At 59.4% G+C, this 15,047-nt stretch carries 12 protein-coding genes; 10 read left to right on the top strand and 2 right to left on the bottom strand.

The annotated features are described in order from the left end of the window. Positions 1-14 precede the first annotated feature (14 nt). From Thiowin_RS07725 to Thiowin_RS07770, 10 genes are all read left to right on the top strand, one after another. Positions 15-497, top strand: a complete 483-nt coding sequence (locus Thiowin_RS07725; RefSeq protein WP_328987165.1) for an Hcp family type VI secretion system effector — start codon at positions 15-17, stop codon at positions 495-497. A gap of 192 nt (positions 498-689) precedes the next feature. Then, positions 690-1,070 carry a type VI secretion system baseplate subunit TssE gene (tssE, locus tag Thiowin_RS07730; protein ID WP_408034206.1) on the top strand — a complete coding sequence of 127 codons (381 nt, stop codon included), beginning with the start codon at positions 690-692 and terminating at the stop codon, positions 1,068-1,070. A 72-nt stretch (positions 1,071-1,142) separates the two neighbouring features. Then, complete coding sequence (gene tssF, locus Thiowin_RS07735; protein ID WP_408034207.1) at positions 1,143-2,807, top strand: type VI secretion system baseplate subunit TssF; 1,665 nt, start codon at positions 1,143-1,145, stop codon at positions 2,805-2,807. A 98-nt stretch (positions 2,808-2,905) separates the two neighbouring features. After that, on the top strand, positions 2,906-3,958 hold the full coding sequence (gene tssG, locus Thiowin_RS07740; protein ID WP_328987167.1) for a type VI secretion system baseplate subunit TssG: 1,053 nt from the start codon (positions 2,906-2,908) through the stop codon (positions 3,956-3,958). Between the two features lie 59 nt (positions 3,959-4,017). Beyond that, positions 4,018-6,621 (top strand): type VI secretion system ATPase TssH, encoded by a 2,604-nt coding sequence (tssH, locus tag Thiowin_RS07745; protein ID WP_328987168.1) that lies wholly within the window; start codon positions 4,018-4,020, stop codon positions 6,619-6,621. Positions 6,622-6,638: 17 nt separating this feature from the next. Next, a complete protein-coding gene (locus Thiowin_RS07750; protein ID WP_328987169.1) occupies positions 6,639-7,415 on the top strand; it encodes a hypothetical protein in 777 nt (258 codons plus the stop codon). Between the two features lie 72 nt (positions 7,416-7,487). Next, positions 7,488-8,156, top strand: a complete 669-nt coding sequence (tssJ, locus tag Thiowin_RS07755) for a type VI secretion system lipoprotein TssJ (RefSeq protein WP_328987170.1) — start codon at positions 7,488-7,490, stop codon at positions 8,154-8,156. Continuing rightward, entirely contained in the window at positions 8,156-9,553 is a 1,398-nt protein-coding gene (gene tssK, locus Thiowin_RS07760) for a type VI secretion system baseplate subunit TssK (protein WP_328987171.1), read from the top strand. The genes tssJ and tssK overlap by 1 nt, the downstream gene beginning before the upstream one ends. A 5-nt stretch (positions 9,554-9,558) precedes the next feature. After that, positions 9,559-10,293 carry a DotU family type IV/VI secretion system protein gene (locus Thiowin_RS07765; RefSeq protein WP_328987172.1) on the top strand — a complete coding sequence of 245 codons (735 nt, stop codon included), beginning with the start codon at positions 9,559-9,561 and terminating at the stop codon, positions 10,291-10,293. A gap of 45 nt (positions 10,294-10,338) precedes the next feature. Further along, positions 10,339-13,911 (top strand): type VI secretion protein IcmF/TssM N-terminal domain-containing protein, encoded by a 3,573-nt coding sequence (locus Thiowin_RS07770; protein WP_328987173.1) that lies wholly within the window; start codon positions 10,339-10,341, stop codon positions 13,909-13,911. Here the strand turns inward: Thiowin_RS07770 and Thiowin_RS07775 are convergent. Further along, entirely contained in the window at positions 13,889-14,290 is a 402-nt protein-coding gene (locus Thiowin_RS07775) for a DUF4150 domain-containing protein (RefSeq protein ID WP_328987174.1), read from the bottom strand. The genes Thiowin_RS07770 and Thiowin_RS07775 overlap by 23 nt on opposite strands. 48 nt (positions 14,291-14,338) lie before the next feature. Beyond that, positions 14,339-15,028: a DUF3540 domain-containing protein gene (locus tag Thiowin_RS07780; RefSeq protein ID WP_328987175.1), complete on the bottom strand. Its 690-nt coding sequence runs from the start codon at positions 15,026-15,028 to the stop codon at positions 14,339-14,341. Positions 15,029-15,047: the final 19 nt, after the last annotated feature.

Consider the following 15,047-nt stretch of genomic DNA (forward strand, 5'->3'; position numbering starts at 1 on the left):
GAGGTAGCACGCAAATGGCACTAACAGCATACATGGCGGTCAATGGGAAAAGTCAGGGCGACATCAAGGGTGACTGCACCCAAAGCGGCGATAAGAAAGATAAAATTCTGATCTACGCCGTCGACCACCAAGTCGAGATCCCAAAAGATACCCATACCGGACTGCCGACTGGACAACGCATTCATCAGCCGCTCACGGTCACGAAACATAAGGATCAGTCATCGCCAAAATTGTTCAAATCCTGTTGTACCGGAGAACAATGCACGGTCACCATTGATTTCTATCGCATCAAAGACGATGGGACCGAGGAAAAATACTACACAATCAAGGCGGAGGAGGCGATTATCGTCAACATGCGCGAGTATACGCCGGTCACCTTTTTGCCAGATAACAAGCCCTATCATGACATGGAGGATATCTCCTTCACCTACTCAAAGATTACCTGGACCTATAACGATGGCAATATTGAATACACCGATAGCTGGAAGGGGTCCTGATCTGCCTGGCATGAATCCGATCGCGATCAGCTGAGGCTTGGATTCGAGCTTCATTCCTGACGTGTTTCATGTGCCTCTAGGATTGGCGTACCGCACGGCTGTGCGGTGCGCCCAAAGGCTTTGTTCCTGATGTGGGCCTGAAATAGGAATAATACACTGCAAGAAAAGCGACTACTTGAGCGGCTTTCCGCGATTGAACATCAACCAGATTGGCGCGGTGCGACAGATCCAAAAAACGCCACTGCCTCGATACTTAGCCATTTGGCAAAGATACTGAACTGCCGGCAAGGTAGTGTACCTATCGCACCCGACTTCGGGATTCCGGATTTTACTGGTGTTCTTGGTACTTTCGATGAAGGTGCCTGGCCAGAGGTAGAGGATGCCATCGGCAAGGTCATCGCCAAGTATGAACCTCGACTCGTCAATGTCGCGGTGCGCCACGAGATCAAGGCAGACAGTCCATTCGAGGTCGCCTTTCAGTTAGCGGCCACCATTCGCTTGGATGGACGGGAAAGTCCGATTCTGTTCGAGGCGGTTTTGAATTCCGACGGTCGCATTGAAGTCATGGAGTAGCCGGGTTTGCTCGACAAGTACTACCAGCAAGAACTAACCTATCTGCGCGAGTTAGCCACGGAATTCGCGGCTTTGCATCCGGGGTTGGCTCCGCTCCTCGCTGGCCAGTCGACCGACCCCGATGTCGAACGCATTCTTGAAGGGTCCGCCTTTCTGTCCGGGCTCATTCAGCAGAAACTCGATAGTAACTTCCCCGAATTGCTGCATGGGTTGCTGGAATTTATTTTCCCACATTATTTACGCCCGCTTCCGGCGGCGACTCTCATTGAATTCAAACCCAAGCAGGGGTTGCGGGAGCTAATTCGGGTTCCGCGGGGGATCACCGTCAACTCGGTCGAATCCGAGGGCGTGCGTTGTACCTTCACAACCTGCCAGGATGTCGATATTGCGCCGATTTCGATCAGTAGCCTAGAGTTCAAGAGCACGGGAAAAACCACTGGACTGCTGCGAATCGATCTCTCTGTTCCTGGTGCCGAGCTGAAACAGCTTCATCTCACGAAAATTCGGTTTTTTCTGGCTGGTGAGTATCACATCGCGGCGGAGCGCCATTGGGTTGTTATGACTCGGACCCGAAAATTGACCCTTGTCGGGGCCAATGGTCTGCGCCTCTCCCTGGCGCCGAGTGCAATAAAGCAAGTCGGGTTTCACGCATCACAGGCGCTCTTTCCGTATCCTACACGTTCTTTTCCCGGCTATCGAATCCTGCAGGAGCTTTTTTGTCTACCGGAGAAATTCTTATTTTTTGATGTGACTGGGCTCGATGTGCTGCGGACCCAGGACTTTGGCGGCAGCTTTAGCCTGGAATTCGAGTTCGGTGATCTGCCAGCGGACATGCCCAGCATGCGCGCGGAGCACTTCAAGCTTTTCGTGACGCCGGCGGTGAATCTCTTCCAGCACGATGCCGATCCGATTCTGCTTGATCATACCCGTGCGGATTATCTAGTGCGCCCGAGCTCTGGGCAATCCGGAGGCTACCAGGTTCATACGATCAATCAGGTGATGGGTTTTGTGCATGGCTCGGTGAATCCGCGTGAGTATCTTCCGTTCGCGCTTTTTAACCCGCAAGCCAAGGCGATGGCAGTGTATTCGCTGCATCATCGCCAATCCCCGCTGAGTGGCAAGGCGGAACTCTTTATTTCGGTGGCGCATCCAACGGCCAAGAATGAAACGACGACAGAAACCTTGTCGCTTGATTTATTGTGTACGAATGGCGCTGTCCCTGATACCCTGCGGGCCGGCGATATTCGGATCCCGACCGAAAGCTCTCCGGTACTGGCGGACTTTGCCAACATCACGGCACCAACCGCGCAAGTCTTACCTCCGCTTGGCAAGGATGTGTTGTGGCGGGTGCTGTCGCATCTGTTCCTCAATTATCATTCCATTGCCAATGCCGACAATTTAAGAGCGCTGCTTAAGGTTTATATTTTTCAAGAAACCCGCAATCGGGCGGCGGTGCTTGCCAATACCAAACGCATTGAATCCATTAAATCGGTTGAGCTCAAGGCGGCGGATCGATTTTTTCACGGCGCCTTATTGCGCGGACAGGAGATTGTTGTTGAGGTCGACCCACAGGGTTTTGTTGGGCGCGGGGATCTCTACCTGTTTGGCTCGGTGCTGGATGTCTTTTTCGCCAACTATGCCGCACTCAATTGCTTCACGCGTTTGAGTCTTCAAGACCCATCTCATAAGGAGCGCTTCACGTGGCCGACACGCCTGGGCGATCGAACGCTACTCTAAGCCCCCCCGGGTCGGCCGAGAAAGCCTCTCCCAAGACGGCGTTAATCAAAACGGCGTCGACCAAAAAGGGGAAAGAAGTCAGGGTTCTCGAGCGCCTGTTGGAGAACCCGCGCGCCTTTTCTTTCGTGCAAGGGGTGAAGGTGCTACGCCAGGCTCACGGGTCACCGGGGATGCCGGGCCTGGTGGGTTTTCTGCACAATCAGCTCCGAGTTCGCCCGGAGTTGTCGCTGGGTTTTCCCGCGACCGATATGACCGCAATTCGGGAAATTGTCAAACCCGACCCAAAAGATGCGCAGCAGGAAGGCGCCCAACAAGCAGACCAGGAGTATAAAACAGACAGGGAAGTGGAACGGCGTTTTGAGATCACCGCGACCTTTCTTGGGTTGTATGGCCCCTCCTCACCGCTGCCAACCTTTTATACCGAGGAATTGCTTGACGAGCAGCGGCAAGACCAAAGTGCGGCGCGGGATTTTCTCGATATCGTCAATCATGGTTTTTTCGTGCTGTATTGTCTGGCCGATCTCCATTACAACCTGGTGCGTCGGGTCTGTACCGAAAACGACGATGAAATTGTCAAACTCTTTTATCGACTAGCCGGTCTTGGGCATGAGGAAATGCTGGGGCGTCCGCTGCGCGACCCTGGCGCGTTAATGCGTGCGATCGGGCTGCTGACCCAGTTTCCGCGCTCGGCGGCCGGGCTGGAGCATCTGCTTGCCGATCGCATCGGCGTACCGGTCGAGGTGGTGCAATGCGAGCCGCGCAAGGCGCGGATTCCAACCGACCAACGCTGCGCGCTGGGAACCGAGACGGGGTTTCTGGGCGCTTCGAGCTATCTCGGAAGCGAGGCGCTTGATGTGAACAGCAAAATCCGACTTCGCATTGGCGACATGGGTGCCACCGCTTTTCGCCGCTATCGCTTCGGGACTTCGGACTATCAGGAACTCTTGGCGGTGATTTGTTTTTTTTGTACGCAACCGGTCGAATTCGATCTGGAATTTATTCTTGCCGCCGATGAAGCGGAACCAGCATGCCTGGGCGCTGGGGACTGGTCGACTTTGGGTTGTGCCACTTGGATGGCGCCACCGGCAGGATCTCGCGTCGCTGCCTGTTACAAAGATTGCCGCCAGCACCTGTCTTACTCTTCTTCCTGAGGTATCGGGCCATGATGACCGTCGAATTAAAAGCGCTGTTGAACAAGTGCAATCTATCCATGACTTCGGCGCTGACCACCGCGGCTGGGCTCGCGGTTAATCGAACCCATTACGAGGTCTCTGTCGAGCATCTGTTTCTTGCCTGCTTGCAGGCGCCCGACACGGATCTGCCAGTCGCGCTCGCGCGCTTTGGTGTCGATGCCGGACGACTTCAGGCGGCCTTGAATACCTGCCTGGAGGACTTTCGCGCGGGCAATGCGTCGCGCCCGGTGTTCTCTCCTTTTCTGGGAGAGTTGCTGGAGTCAGCCTGGCTGGTTGCTTCGGTCGATCTGGGTGTGCCGCGGATTCGCTCCGGCGCCGTTTTGCTTGCGTTTCTGCGCAAACCGGCTGTCTATGCGCAGGGCGGCTATGTCGATCTGCTCCAGGCGATCAATCGTGACAGCCTGCAGCAGGAGTTCTGGACTTGGTCCAAGTCCTCGAAAGAAAGCGATGGGGATGCCGGCGGGCATGCGGCTGGCGCGCCAGCCGCCGCGACTGGCGGCGAGAGTTTCATCGCGAAATTTTGCGAGGATTTCACGGCCAAGGCACGACAAGGCAAGATCGACGCGGTTTTTGGTCGCGACCAGGAAATCCGCCAGATTGTGGATATTCTCGGTCGGCGGCGCAAGAACAATCCCATCCTGGTCGGTGAGCCAGGTGTTGGCAAGACAGCGGTGATCGAAGGGCTGGCCTTGCGCATCCTGCAGGGCGATGTGCCTGATGCCTTGCGGGATGTCAGCTTGCTGGCCCTCGACATGGGACTGCTGGAAGCCGGCGCAGGAATGAAGGGCGAGTTCGAGCGTCGTCTTAAAGGTGTTCTTGATGAGGTCAAGTCGAGCGAGAAGCCGATGATTCTGTTCATCGACGAGGCGCATACATTGGTCGGAGCCGGGAATACCGCGGGAGGCTCGGACGCGGCAAATCTACTCAAGCCCTCGCTGGCGCGCGGCGAGATTAAGACCTGTGCGGCGACCACCTGGGTCGAGTACAAGAAATACTTCGAGAAGGATCCCGCGCTGGCGCGCCGTTTTCAGCTCGTCAGCCTGAACGAACCCAATGTCACGACCGCCACCTTGATTCTGCGCGGTCTGCGCGAGTCATACGAACAGGCGCATGGGGTCATTGTCCGCGACGACGCCCTGGCCAGCGCCGCCGAGTTGGCCGATCGTTTCATTCAAGGGCGCTTTCTGCCCGACAAGGCGATTGATCTCCTCGATACTGCCTGCGCGCGGGTCAAGGTCAACCTGTCATCCAAACCTGCCGCGCTCGAGGATTTGGAAAGGTCCATGCAAGCCATGGACCGAGAACGCCGTGCGCTGGTGCGTGACGCCGCCGATGGGGAGACCCTCGAGTCCGGTCGGGTTGAGGCACTCGAGCAACGGATCGCCGAAGCTGGCGAACAAGCTGATCGCCTGAGAACCGCCTGGCACAAGGAGTTGGACGCGGCCAAGGTGCTGATTGCCGCGCGTGACGCGCTGAACGCGGCTAGCGAGTCGGCGACAACGGAGACCGCCTCCGATGCCGACTCTTCGGACTTGGCGAGCTTGCGCGAGACCTTCGAGCAAGCGAAAGCCGGATTACTGGCGGCGCGCAGCGGAGAGGGGCTGATCGAAACCGAGGTCACGCCCGACATGGTCGCGCGTGTCGTCAGTGACTGGACAGGGATTCCCGTTGGCAAGATGGCTCGGCAACAAGCGGCCTTGGTGGCCACGCTCGGCGAGCGACTGCGTGAGCGTATTAAAGGGCAGGATGTCGCCGTCGATCTGATTACCGCCGCGATCAAGGCCTCGCGCGCTGGACTGCGCTCGCTTGATCAACCCCAGGGGGTTTTTCTGTTGGCGGGTCCGTCCGGCGTGGGCAAGACGGAAACCGGACTGGCGCTGGCGGATTTGTTGTTTGGTGACGAAAAAAACGCTGTCACCATAAACATGAGCGAATTTCAGGAAAAACACACGGTATCGCGCCTGATCGGCTCACCGCCCGGATATGTCGGCTATGGCGAGGGCGGCATGCTGACCGAGGCCATCCGGCAACGGCCTTATTCTGTCGTGCTACTTGATGAGGCGGAAAAGGCGCACCTTGATGTGCTGAACTTGTTTTACCAGGTGTTCGACAAAGGCATGCTGACCGATGGGGAAGGCAAGAATATCAGCTTCCGCAATACCATTATTATCTTGACCTCGAATCTCGCCGCCGATGTCATTCAGGAGATGACCAAGGATGGAACGGAATTCGATCAGGAGACCCTGATGAATACCATCAGGCCCATTCTGTCTGAGCACTTCAAGCCCGCGCTCCTGGCCCGAATGACCATTATTCCCTATCGTGCGCTCTCCAATGATGCCATCAAGCGTGTGACTAGGCTCAAGCTTGATGTGCTTGCATCCCATTTGGCCTGCAATACCAAGATGGTACTGTCGTATTCGGAGCAGGTGATCGAGCAGATAGCCAGTCGCTGTACCGAAGTGGAAACCGGGGCAAGAAATATCGAATATGTCATCGCCGGTACCATCATGCCGCAATTATCCCAGGCGGTACTTGCGCAAATGACCGGCAGTTCTCCGCCATCATCGGTGTCGCTCGATGTGGGCGGGGATGGCGGATTTATCACCACCTTTGCGTGAACAGCTAGGAGATCACCATGAAAAAGCGTGTCTGGTTGAGCCTGCTGGAAAACAATGAGGATCTGGGCCGGCTGCTGGCCGATGAGTTACGCCGTTATGGCCTGGACGCCCAGGGACATGTGTGGGAAGACGATTTGGCTCAGTTTGCCTGGGCGGGGGCCATCCCCGATCTAACTAGGGCAGATTGCGCGCTCTGGATCATCGCGGGCGCCGCCACGCGCTTTGATGACCCGGTGACCCGCAAAGGCTTGGCCTTGCTTGCGCTCGCCGCGCAAGTGGCGCATGGGCCGGATTTTCCCATTCTGCTCTCGCCCTCCGCCGCCAAGGTCGATCCGCTCAGCTTGCCGACGCCGCTGCGCTCGGCCGAGTGCGTACAAAGTGGTCTCGGCGCCAAGGCGGCGGTGCGCGCCAATGCCAAGGCGGCTTCGCCCGTGGCGGATTACCGGCTGGCTGTCCACCCGATGCCGGGTCTCGGGCTTTGGTTCGAGGTAGGGCCCGCGCGCGATCCATGGCAGGGCGCCATCCTGGGGTGTCAAGGCGGAAAGGACGCCCGGCCCGATGCCCAGGGCGTTGGCTTGGCTGGCAGTGTTCCCAATCGCTCGACCTTGAAATATCCGGTGCGGGATATGCGCATCCAAATGCAGGACAGAGAATATCTGACCTGGGGGGCGAAAAATGCCATTTCTCCGGCGGAGTCTCTTTTCGTGCGTGTCACCGAAACGCCGGACAACCTCATCTTTGGCGCCTTTCCAGAGGATGACGCGGCGGAGGTTTTCTCCGTGACGCTGGTGTGATCGATGCCACCTTCCACGCCTGTTGTTTATGATTATTAATACTACCGCTGTTGTTTAAAGGCAAGAGAGTTTATGAAAACCGGGCAATGCCTTTCTTCGGTCATTCGTTCTTGCGCAGCTCGGGCGGCTTATGGCAGTGCAACCTTCAAGGGGGTCAGCAAAGGGTTTCCATTACTGGTGATAGCCCTGGCGAGCTTGCTCCTTGGTGGTCTTTCGTCCTGCGCGAGCAAGCCGCCGCAGAAAAAGCCCTGGGAGGTGCCGCAAGATGCCAAATCACCGGATCAGATCAAATGGACCTATCACCCCAAGGGGCTCACGCTCGACATCACCGCCGATAAGAACCTGAATCCTTATTCCGGCTTTTCGCATACCACCTTGCTGTGCATTTATCAGTTGTCCGCGCCGACGGCTTTTCAGGAATTGAGCGGCAATATCGGCGGACTGGTCAAGCTGCTGCAATGCGAGCGTTTCGATCCCACCGCGGTAAAAACCGATCGGCTGTTCATCACCCCAGGGCAAAAGACCACCCAAGTGTTCGATCGCGCCGAGGGTGCGAGCCACGTCGGATTGGTGGCCGGTTTCCAACAGCTTCAGCCCGGGGCCGCGACCGTGCAGGCGGATTTTCCCGTGACCCGCAGGCGCAAACACCTTTGGTCGATGCGACATGTCTATAACCCCGGAACCCTGACACTGACGGTGATGCTTGGTCCGGATTCCATCCAAAACCTGGGGCTCGACTAATGTTGCGTGGGCCAATTTACTGGCATCAGGGGTTGTTTCTACAGCCCCAGCATTTCCAATTGTTAAATCAGCAGCTCCCGGAGATGCTGGTGCCACTGCTTGCGCGGCTAAGACCCTATTTCTGGGGGCTGGCGGCTGGCGGCCTGGATCCCTCGGCCCTTGCGGCGCGTCGGCTTGATCTGCTTGAGACCAGCCTGTTGCTGCCCAACTCGGCCGTGCTTCTCAGCTGCCCGGGCAACGCGGTCTGCGCGCCCCGTATCATCGCGCCAGAAACGGTTCCAGCGGAAGGGTCCTGCCTGGTCTATCTCGGCCTTCGTTGCCCGAGCGCGGGTGAGCCCAACCTGACCCTGGCTCCGAGCATCACTGAGATGGCCAATGCGCCAACCCGGCTTGCCGCCCCAGTGGAGCCCGAGGATGTGGCGGACCTCTATGGGGATGGGCCGCCCGCGCAGGTGCGCTCTCTCTCCTATGTATTGAATTTTGTGTTCGAGCACGAACTCGAGCATGCCGGTAACCTGGAACTCATGCCAGTGGCGCGCTTGGTCCAGGAGGATGGCGACATCAAGCTCGACAGCGGTTATGTTCCCCCCTGTTTGTGCCTGTCGGTGTCGAGCGTGCTCGGTGCCCTGGTACGTGATCTGCTTGATCGCATCCTAGGGAAATCGGCGCAGCTGGAGGGGTACAAGAATCTCTCCAGCCGGGAGTTCATTTCCGCTGACTTCACGCTGCTGTTGATGGCCTTGCGCTCCTTGTCGCGCAATGCCGCGCGTCTGGAGCAAATGCTTGAATCCCCCTGTCAGTCGCCCTGGGAGGCCTTCGGGCTGCTGCGGGAATTGGCGGCCGAGCTGTCGGTGTTCTCGGTGGACACGGATGCCACTGGCAGCCATTGGCAGGATAAACGTGTGATTCCATCCTATGCCCATGAGGACATCGGGCATTGCTTCGCCAGTGTGCATGCGGTCATTGTTTCCCTGCTCGAGAATATCACCGCCGCGCCGCGTTATGTGCTGCGCTTTATCTTCGCGGAATCTTATTGGACCCTCAGGTTGCCGGCGGAACTCGCGGCCGGGACTCCGGCGGATTATGGTGGATTCTGGTTGGTGCTGCATTCCGACGCGGTCACGCCCGAGGTGCTGCGCCAGCAGGTCTTTCAGTCGTTGAAGGTCGCACCTGGCACGACCATGAGTTCGCTGCTGGTGAGGGCCTTGCCCGGGATAGCGCTCATCCCCTCCGATGGGCCTCCAGCGGGTCTTCCGCGGCGGGGCGGTACCTGCTATTTCCAACTGACCCTGGATGACACCCAATGGGAGGAGGTCATCAAATCCAATACCCTGGCGCTGCATTGGTCGGATGCCCCGGCTGATCTTGACGCCCAACTGGCGATTTTGTCGAGGTAACAGGTGTGTCTCTGACCGACGACTTCATGCCCGCTCTGGCCTTGGCCGCGGTGGTGGCGAAAGATCCGGAACTTGCCGCCACCCCCCATGATGGGTTGCGCGAGGATGTCGAGACACTCTTGCGTCAGGCGCTTGATGCCGCCCGCCAGCGGGATCCGAGCGACATCCAGGACGCTCTGTTTGCTGCCTGCGCCTTCATCGACGAGGTGTTGCTGGCGTCGTCCTGGTCGGGCCGGGGGCAATGGTTGCGTCAAACCCTGCAGCAGGTGCATTTCAACACCACCAACGCCGGTGACGAGTTCTACCAGCGCCTCACCGAGTTGCGCGCGCGCCTGCCCGGCCAGGAATTCGATGGTCTCGATGAACTGGTCGATACGCGCGATCCCCAGATCCTCGCCGCCGCCAGCGAGGGCGAGAATCCGGCGCTCCGGGACACGCTTGAGCTGTATCTGACCTGTCTGGCACTCGGGTTCAAGGGACGTTATTTTCGTGGTGACGACCAATCGGTGATTCGCGCCCATGTGCGCGAGCTGCTCTTTCGGCTCGGCAAGCCAGAAGGCGAGGCGCCTGATATTCTGTTCCCCGAGCTTCAGCAGGCCTCGGGCCATGTTCGCAAACCTGGTGGCTGGTTCAACGCGCGCGCGGTCTTTTTGTTTTTCTTGCTCACTGCTGTGGCTGGGGTGCTGCTCTACGCGGGGCTGTTCGCCAATATGACCCTCTTTGTTGGCGCGCTTTCATAAGCGCATGTTCGTGTTTCCTCTTTTGCGACTTCCGGGAAGGCAGGCATGGCCAAACTGATTATCGCGATTGCAAAGGTGCTGCTGGCGCTGGTGGTGATCGCCGCCATCGGCTTCGGCACTCTGCTGCTGGCGCGTCACGAGGGTTGGCCGGAATGGAGCGCGCTGGTCGCCATGGCCATCACGCTCGCACTCATGACGCTGGTCCTGTTCTTGCGGCGCTATCTCTTCCGCCGGCGCGAGAAAGCCTTCGTCAAGCGGGTGGTGGATCAAGACAAAGCGGTGATCGATGCCCTGCCGGCCAAGGAACGGCAGCGCTTTCTTCAACTCCAGGAGCGCTGGACCGCGGCGGTCGCGACCTTGCGCGCCTCGCCCCAATTGCGCAAGCGTGGCAACCCACTTTACAGCCTGCCCTGGTTCATGATCCTGGGCGAGAGCGGCTCGGGCAAGAGCAGCGCCATCGCTGGCACTGGTTTGCCGACCATACTGACCGATGCCGGTCCCGCCAAAGGCATCGGCGGGACGCGCAATTGCGATTGGTGGTTTTTTGAGAATTCGGTGGTGATCGACACCGCCGGGCGTTACGTCGTCTCCAGCGACGAGGAAGACCGCTTGGAGTGGGAAGGCTTCTTGACGCTGCTGGCCAAGTATCGGCGCAAGGAGCCCCTTAATGGTCTGATCGTCGCCCTGCCGGCGGACAAGCTGCTGGCCAACGACCAGGACGCACTAGCCGACTACGGCCGTGCGATCAGGCGGCGCACCGATCAGCTCATGCGTGTCCTGGGCACCCGCTTTCCGGTCTATCTGCTGGTGACCAAGGCCGATCTCATCCTCGGTTTGGTCGGGCTGGGCGAGGTGTTGCCGCCGGAGCGTCTGAACCAACCCCTGGGCGTTCTGAACCCATCGCCGCGGGAAAGTCCAGAGCACTTCGCCATGACGGCGGTCGAGGGCATTGTCGAGCGCCTGAAAGAGATGCGGCTCAGGGGGGCAAGCGACGGACGACTGGAGAGCGTGCCAGCCGCCTTGCTGCCGGATGAACTACAGCGCCTGGCGTCCCGGCTCAAGACCTTCGTCACCGCGGCCTTTCATGAGACGCCCTACCTGGAAACGCCCTTTCTGCGCGGGCTTTTCCTTTCGAGTGCCTGCCAAAGCGGGTCGATACGCTCCCTGGTGCTTGCTGGACCCAAGAGTATCGATGATGCTTCCTGGCGACTAGGTGATACCAAACTGGGGTTGTTCCTGCGCGATTTGTTTGCAACCCTGCTACCGCGTGATCGGCGCGCCTTTCGACGGTTGCGCGAGTATCGACGCTGGCGCACCACCACCATGGGCCTGGCGATGGCCACCTGGGGGCTATTCGTGCTGGGCGCTGGCGGTATTGCCACCCTGTCCTATCTGCATGTCCGGGATGCACTGAATCCCCTGCTCAAGACAGTCACCATGCAGAAGAATCTTGGGACCGATCTGAGTACCGACCTGGCCAATCTCGCCACGCTGCGCAGCGACATTCTGACTTCCGAACGCGTACTGGATGCAGGCGCCTGGCCGAAGTTTCTGTTTCCGCAGGGCGACCTGGCCATTGCCGAGTTGAAAGAGCGCTATGTCGAATCCTTCCGCGAGTATGTCCTGGCCCCTACCGACAAGGTCATGGCGGAACGCTTCTGGAGCTACGAGATCGGGCAGAAGCGCGAATCCCTGGCGCCTTATATAGAGTATCTGATCTGGCGCGTGCAGGTCATTCAGGAGCGCGGAAGTCGGCGGAAAGCGAGCAGTGAACAGGCGAGCGACCCGGTGGAAGTGCTTGCTGCCGCCTTTGGTGGGCGTCTATCCTTCGTGGTGGGTTTGTTCCCCGATATGTATCGCTCCTATGTGCGCTGGGAGACCAATCAGACCATTCTCGAGGGCGAAGAGGCGGAGATGAAGGTCTTGGCCGCGCGCCTGATCAACACCGAGGCCCCGGATCTGCGTTGGTTGGTCGGTTGGGTCCAGTCCAGAATGGCACTTGACGATGTCACCCTGGATCGCTTCTGGCAGGGTTTGGGCGAACCCGATCCAAGCATTCGGGTGCTGGCCGCCTATACCGCCAAGGGCAAGGCGCGCATTGAACAGTTTCTCGGGCAACTCAAGCGGGTCGTTCCGGTGGACGAGGGCCTGCGGACGCGCATTGATGCCTTTTGGCGTTGGTATGCCGCCGAGTATGCGGCGGCCTGGAGCAATTTCGCGCGTGACTTCTCGGGTGGTTTTGCTTTGTTGCTGACGCAGCGTGATTGGCTCAATGCCGCCGCATCCATGCCGACGCTGAATAATCCCTACTTTCGTCTGATGGATCGCATGCGCCAGGAACTCAAGGCCATCGAGGGCAGTGGCGTGGCCTTGCCAGTGTTGACGCAACTGGCCAGCTTCAATGAGGCGGTGGTGGCGTACCAGGGCCAGCAAAAGGGCGCTAACCTCGGGGAGCTCATCAGCGGAACCGCGGCCAAGGTCGGTTCGCGCCTGCCCGGCAGCTTCGATACGGCCGCCACGGCCAAGGAGCTAGGGAGCTACCTCGATGAACTCTCGCAAATACTGCCGGCGACCAACTCCTTGGACGCGGCCTTCCGCTTGGCATCGGCGAATTTTGGCGCCCTGCCCGATGGCAAGAACACTTCGCCTCCCGAGGCCGCCGCGGCGACGGCGAATCAAATCATTCAACAGATCATTACCAATAACCAAGACGAACGGGTTTTTTCCGAACTCCTTGAGGGGCCGCTGTACTTTTTGGTCTACCAGATCACCGGCGACGCCGCCTGCGCCCTGAACCAACTGTGGAGCGTTCAGGTGGTGGGCGAGGTTGCCGGCTTGCCCGATTACCAGCTGTGGGAGTCTCTGTTCGGCCAGTCAGGCGCGGTCAAGGCCTTTACCAGCGGACCGGCCAAGCCCTTCCTGACCCAAACCAGCGCGGGCTGGCAGGCGGACGTCTGGCAGGGAGTGAAATTTCCCTTGACGGATGAATTCCTGGCCTTTCTCGGTCAGGGGCAGGTGCGGCGTGAACAACCGCGCTCGTCCTACCAGGTCACCATCAATACTCTGCCCACAAACGTCAATCGGGACGCGAAATCCGAGCCATTCCAGACCCGACTGCTGTTAAATTGCGGTGGTAAGACCCAGGTGCTGGATAATTTCAATTTCCCCAATTTCCTGAGCTTTTCCTGGGGGCCGCAGGATTGCGGTGATGTTTCCCTGACAATTTATTTCCCGGAGACCACCCTGGTGCATACTTGGGATGGATCCGAGGGTTTTCTGCGCTTCCTGCGTGAATTCAAGGATGGCAATGTCCGTTTCACACCCGAGCAGTTCCCCGCGCAACAGAGCATTCTGCAAGGCTTGAATGTCACCGACATCCAGGTCAACTACGCGATCAACAACGCCGGGCCCATCATGCAGGTGGTGCGCTACCCGACGCTCAGCATTCCGGCGACGGCGGCCCTGTGTGGTTCTGAATTCAAACCGGGGAATATCTCGAGCGGTGCGTCCATTGCTCCTGCCGCCAGTGGTGCTACCAGTGGTGCTACCAGTGGTGCTACCAGTGGCGCGACCGACGGGGATGGCGGCGGGGCTGTCAGCCGAGGGTCAGCACCGTGAACTGGCTGGGCACCAGGCAGATGCCGGGCGCGTTGGGCAGCAGGCCCATCGCGTTCTGACCCGTGACCGACGTCAAGCGCTGCGCCGGCGGGCCATCGACGAAGATGGTAAAGCAGCCGAGCAGATATTCCGCCTCGCCTGATTCCATGTGGGAGACGACCCCGAGCAACACACCAGGCTCGTCGCCGACGCTGACCAGCCCCTCCGAGAGCTGATTGAGTGCCGGCATGCAATCAATCAGCACGTTGTAGGCGGCGGGCGCCGAGGTGACGGAAAACGCCATGTCGGGATACGGAATGGGCACGGGGACCACCACCGGCGTCAGACAGACGTCGGGAAAACCCAGATCCATGCCGCAGCCCATGTTCAATTGAAACATTGTTGTCTTTGCTCCTCGGTTGTCTATCCCCGCGCGACCCGATCTTGCTCAGCCCAGATGCACTTCCTGGCCATCGGCCTTCACGAACTCCTCGGCCTGAATATAGGTCACGCGCCCGTGCAGCAGGGCGGTGTCGCGCGCCAGGGTGCGCACCATGCCCGCCTGGGTCTCGTCGAGTTCTTCCACGTGGCGGAAGGAGTCGCCCAGGCGCTGGGTCCAGGTCTTGGCCTGGGTGTCGCGTTCCTCGGCGGTCTCGGTGAAACGGCGGGTGACGAACTCCAGCGCCTGCCCGAGAAAGGAGAAGCTGCGTGCCAGCCAGGAGACCTTGTCCGCCGCGAAGGACATGCGCACCGCCGAGGCGGAGAACTCCGCCGGCGTGGCCAGGCTGATGCCTTGGCTGGCCTCCAGGCTCAGCGCGCCATGTGGCGCTTGGAGATGGGCGCCGGAGGGCAGATCGAGCATGGCGGGAGCATCGCTGTCGCCACGCTCCAGCACCGCGAGCACCCAGGCGTCGGCCTTGGAGCCCTCGGGGAGCGCCACCAGGGCCCAGTCGCCGGGCTCGGGGCGCAGCAGGCAACTGGCGGCGGGGCGGCAGGACAGGATGCCGAGCGGCGTGTCAGCCACCGCCAAATCCTCGCCGGCGGCGAGCAGGCGGCAGCGGACCATGCGCATGTCCGCGCCGGCCTTGTCTGGGGCGCCCGATGCCCTGTCCTGGGCTGTTGTTGTCGCTGAATGCATGATTTTGATCCTTGGCTGC

The organism is Thiorhodovibrio winogradskyi, from assembly GCF_036208045.1.
Classification (GTDB): Bacteria; Pseudomonadota; Gammaproteobacteria; order Chromatiales; family Chromatiaceae; genus Thiorhodovibrio; species Thiorhodovibrio winogradskyi.

Excerpts from the sequence above, each read along its gene's own strand:
- Thiowin_RS07725 (WP_328987165.1), top strand. The coding sequence starts at position 15 with ATGGCACTAACAGCATACATGGCGGTCAATGGGAAAAGTCAGGGCGAC.
- tssH (WP_328987168.1), top strand. The coding sequence starts at position 4,018 with ATGACTTCGGCGCTGACCACCGCGGCTGGGCTCGCGGTTAATCGAACC.
- Thiowin_RS07750 (WP_328987169.1), top strand. The coding sequence starts at position 6,639 with ATGAAAAAGCGTGTCTGGTTGAGCCTGCTGGAAAACAATGAGGATCTG.
- tssJ (WP_328987170.1), top strand. The coding sequence starts at position 7,488 with ATGAAAACCGGGCAATGCCTTTCTTCGGTCATTCGTTCTTGCGCAGCT.
- tssK (WP_328987171.1), top strand. The coding sequence starts at position 8,156 with ATGTTGCGTGGGCCAATTTACTGGCATCAGGGGTTGTTTCTACAGCCC.
- Thiowin_RS07770 (WP_328987173.1), top strand. The coding sequence starts at position 10,339 with ATGGCCAAACTGATTATCGCGATTGCAAAGGTGCTGCTGGCGCTGGTG.
- Thiowin_RS07775 (WP_328987174.1), bottom strand. The coding sequence starts at position 14,290 with ATGTTTCAATTGAACATGGGCTGCGGCATGGATCTGGGTTTTCCCGAC.
- Thiowin_RS07780 (WP_328987175.1), bottom strand. The coding sequence starts at position 15,028 with ATGCATTCAGCGACAACAACAGCCCAGGACAGGGCATCGGGCGCCCCA.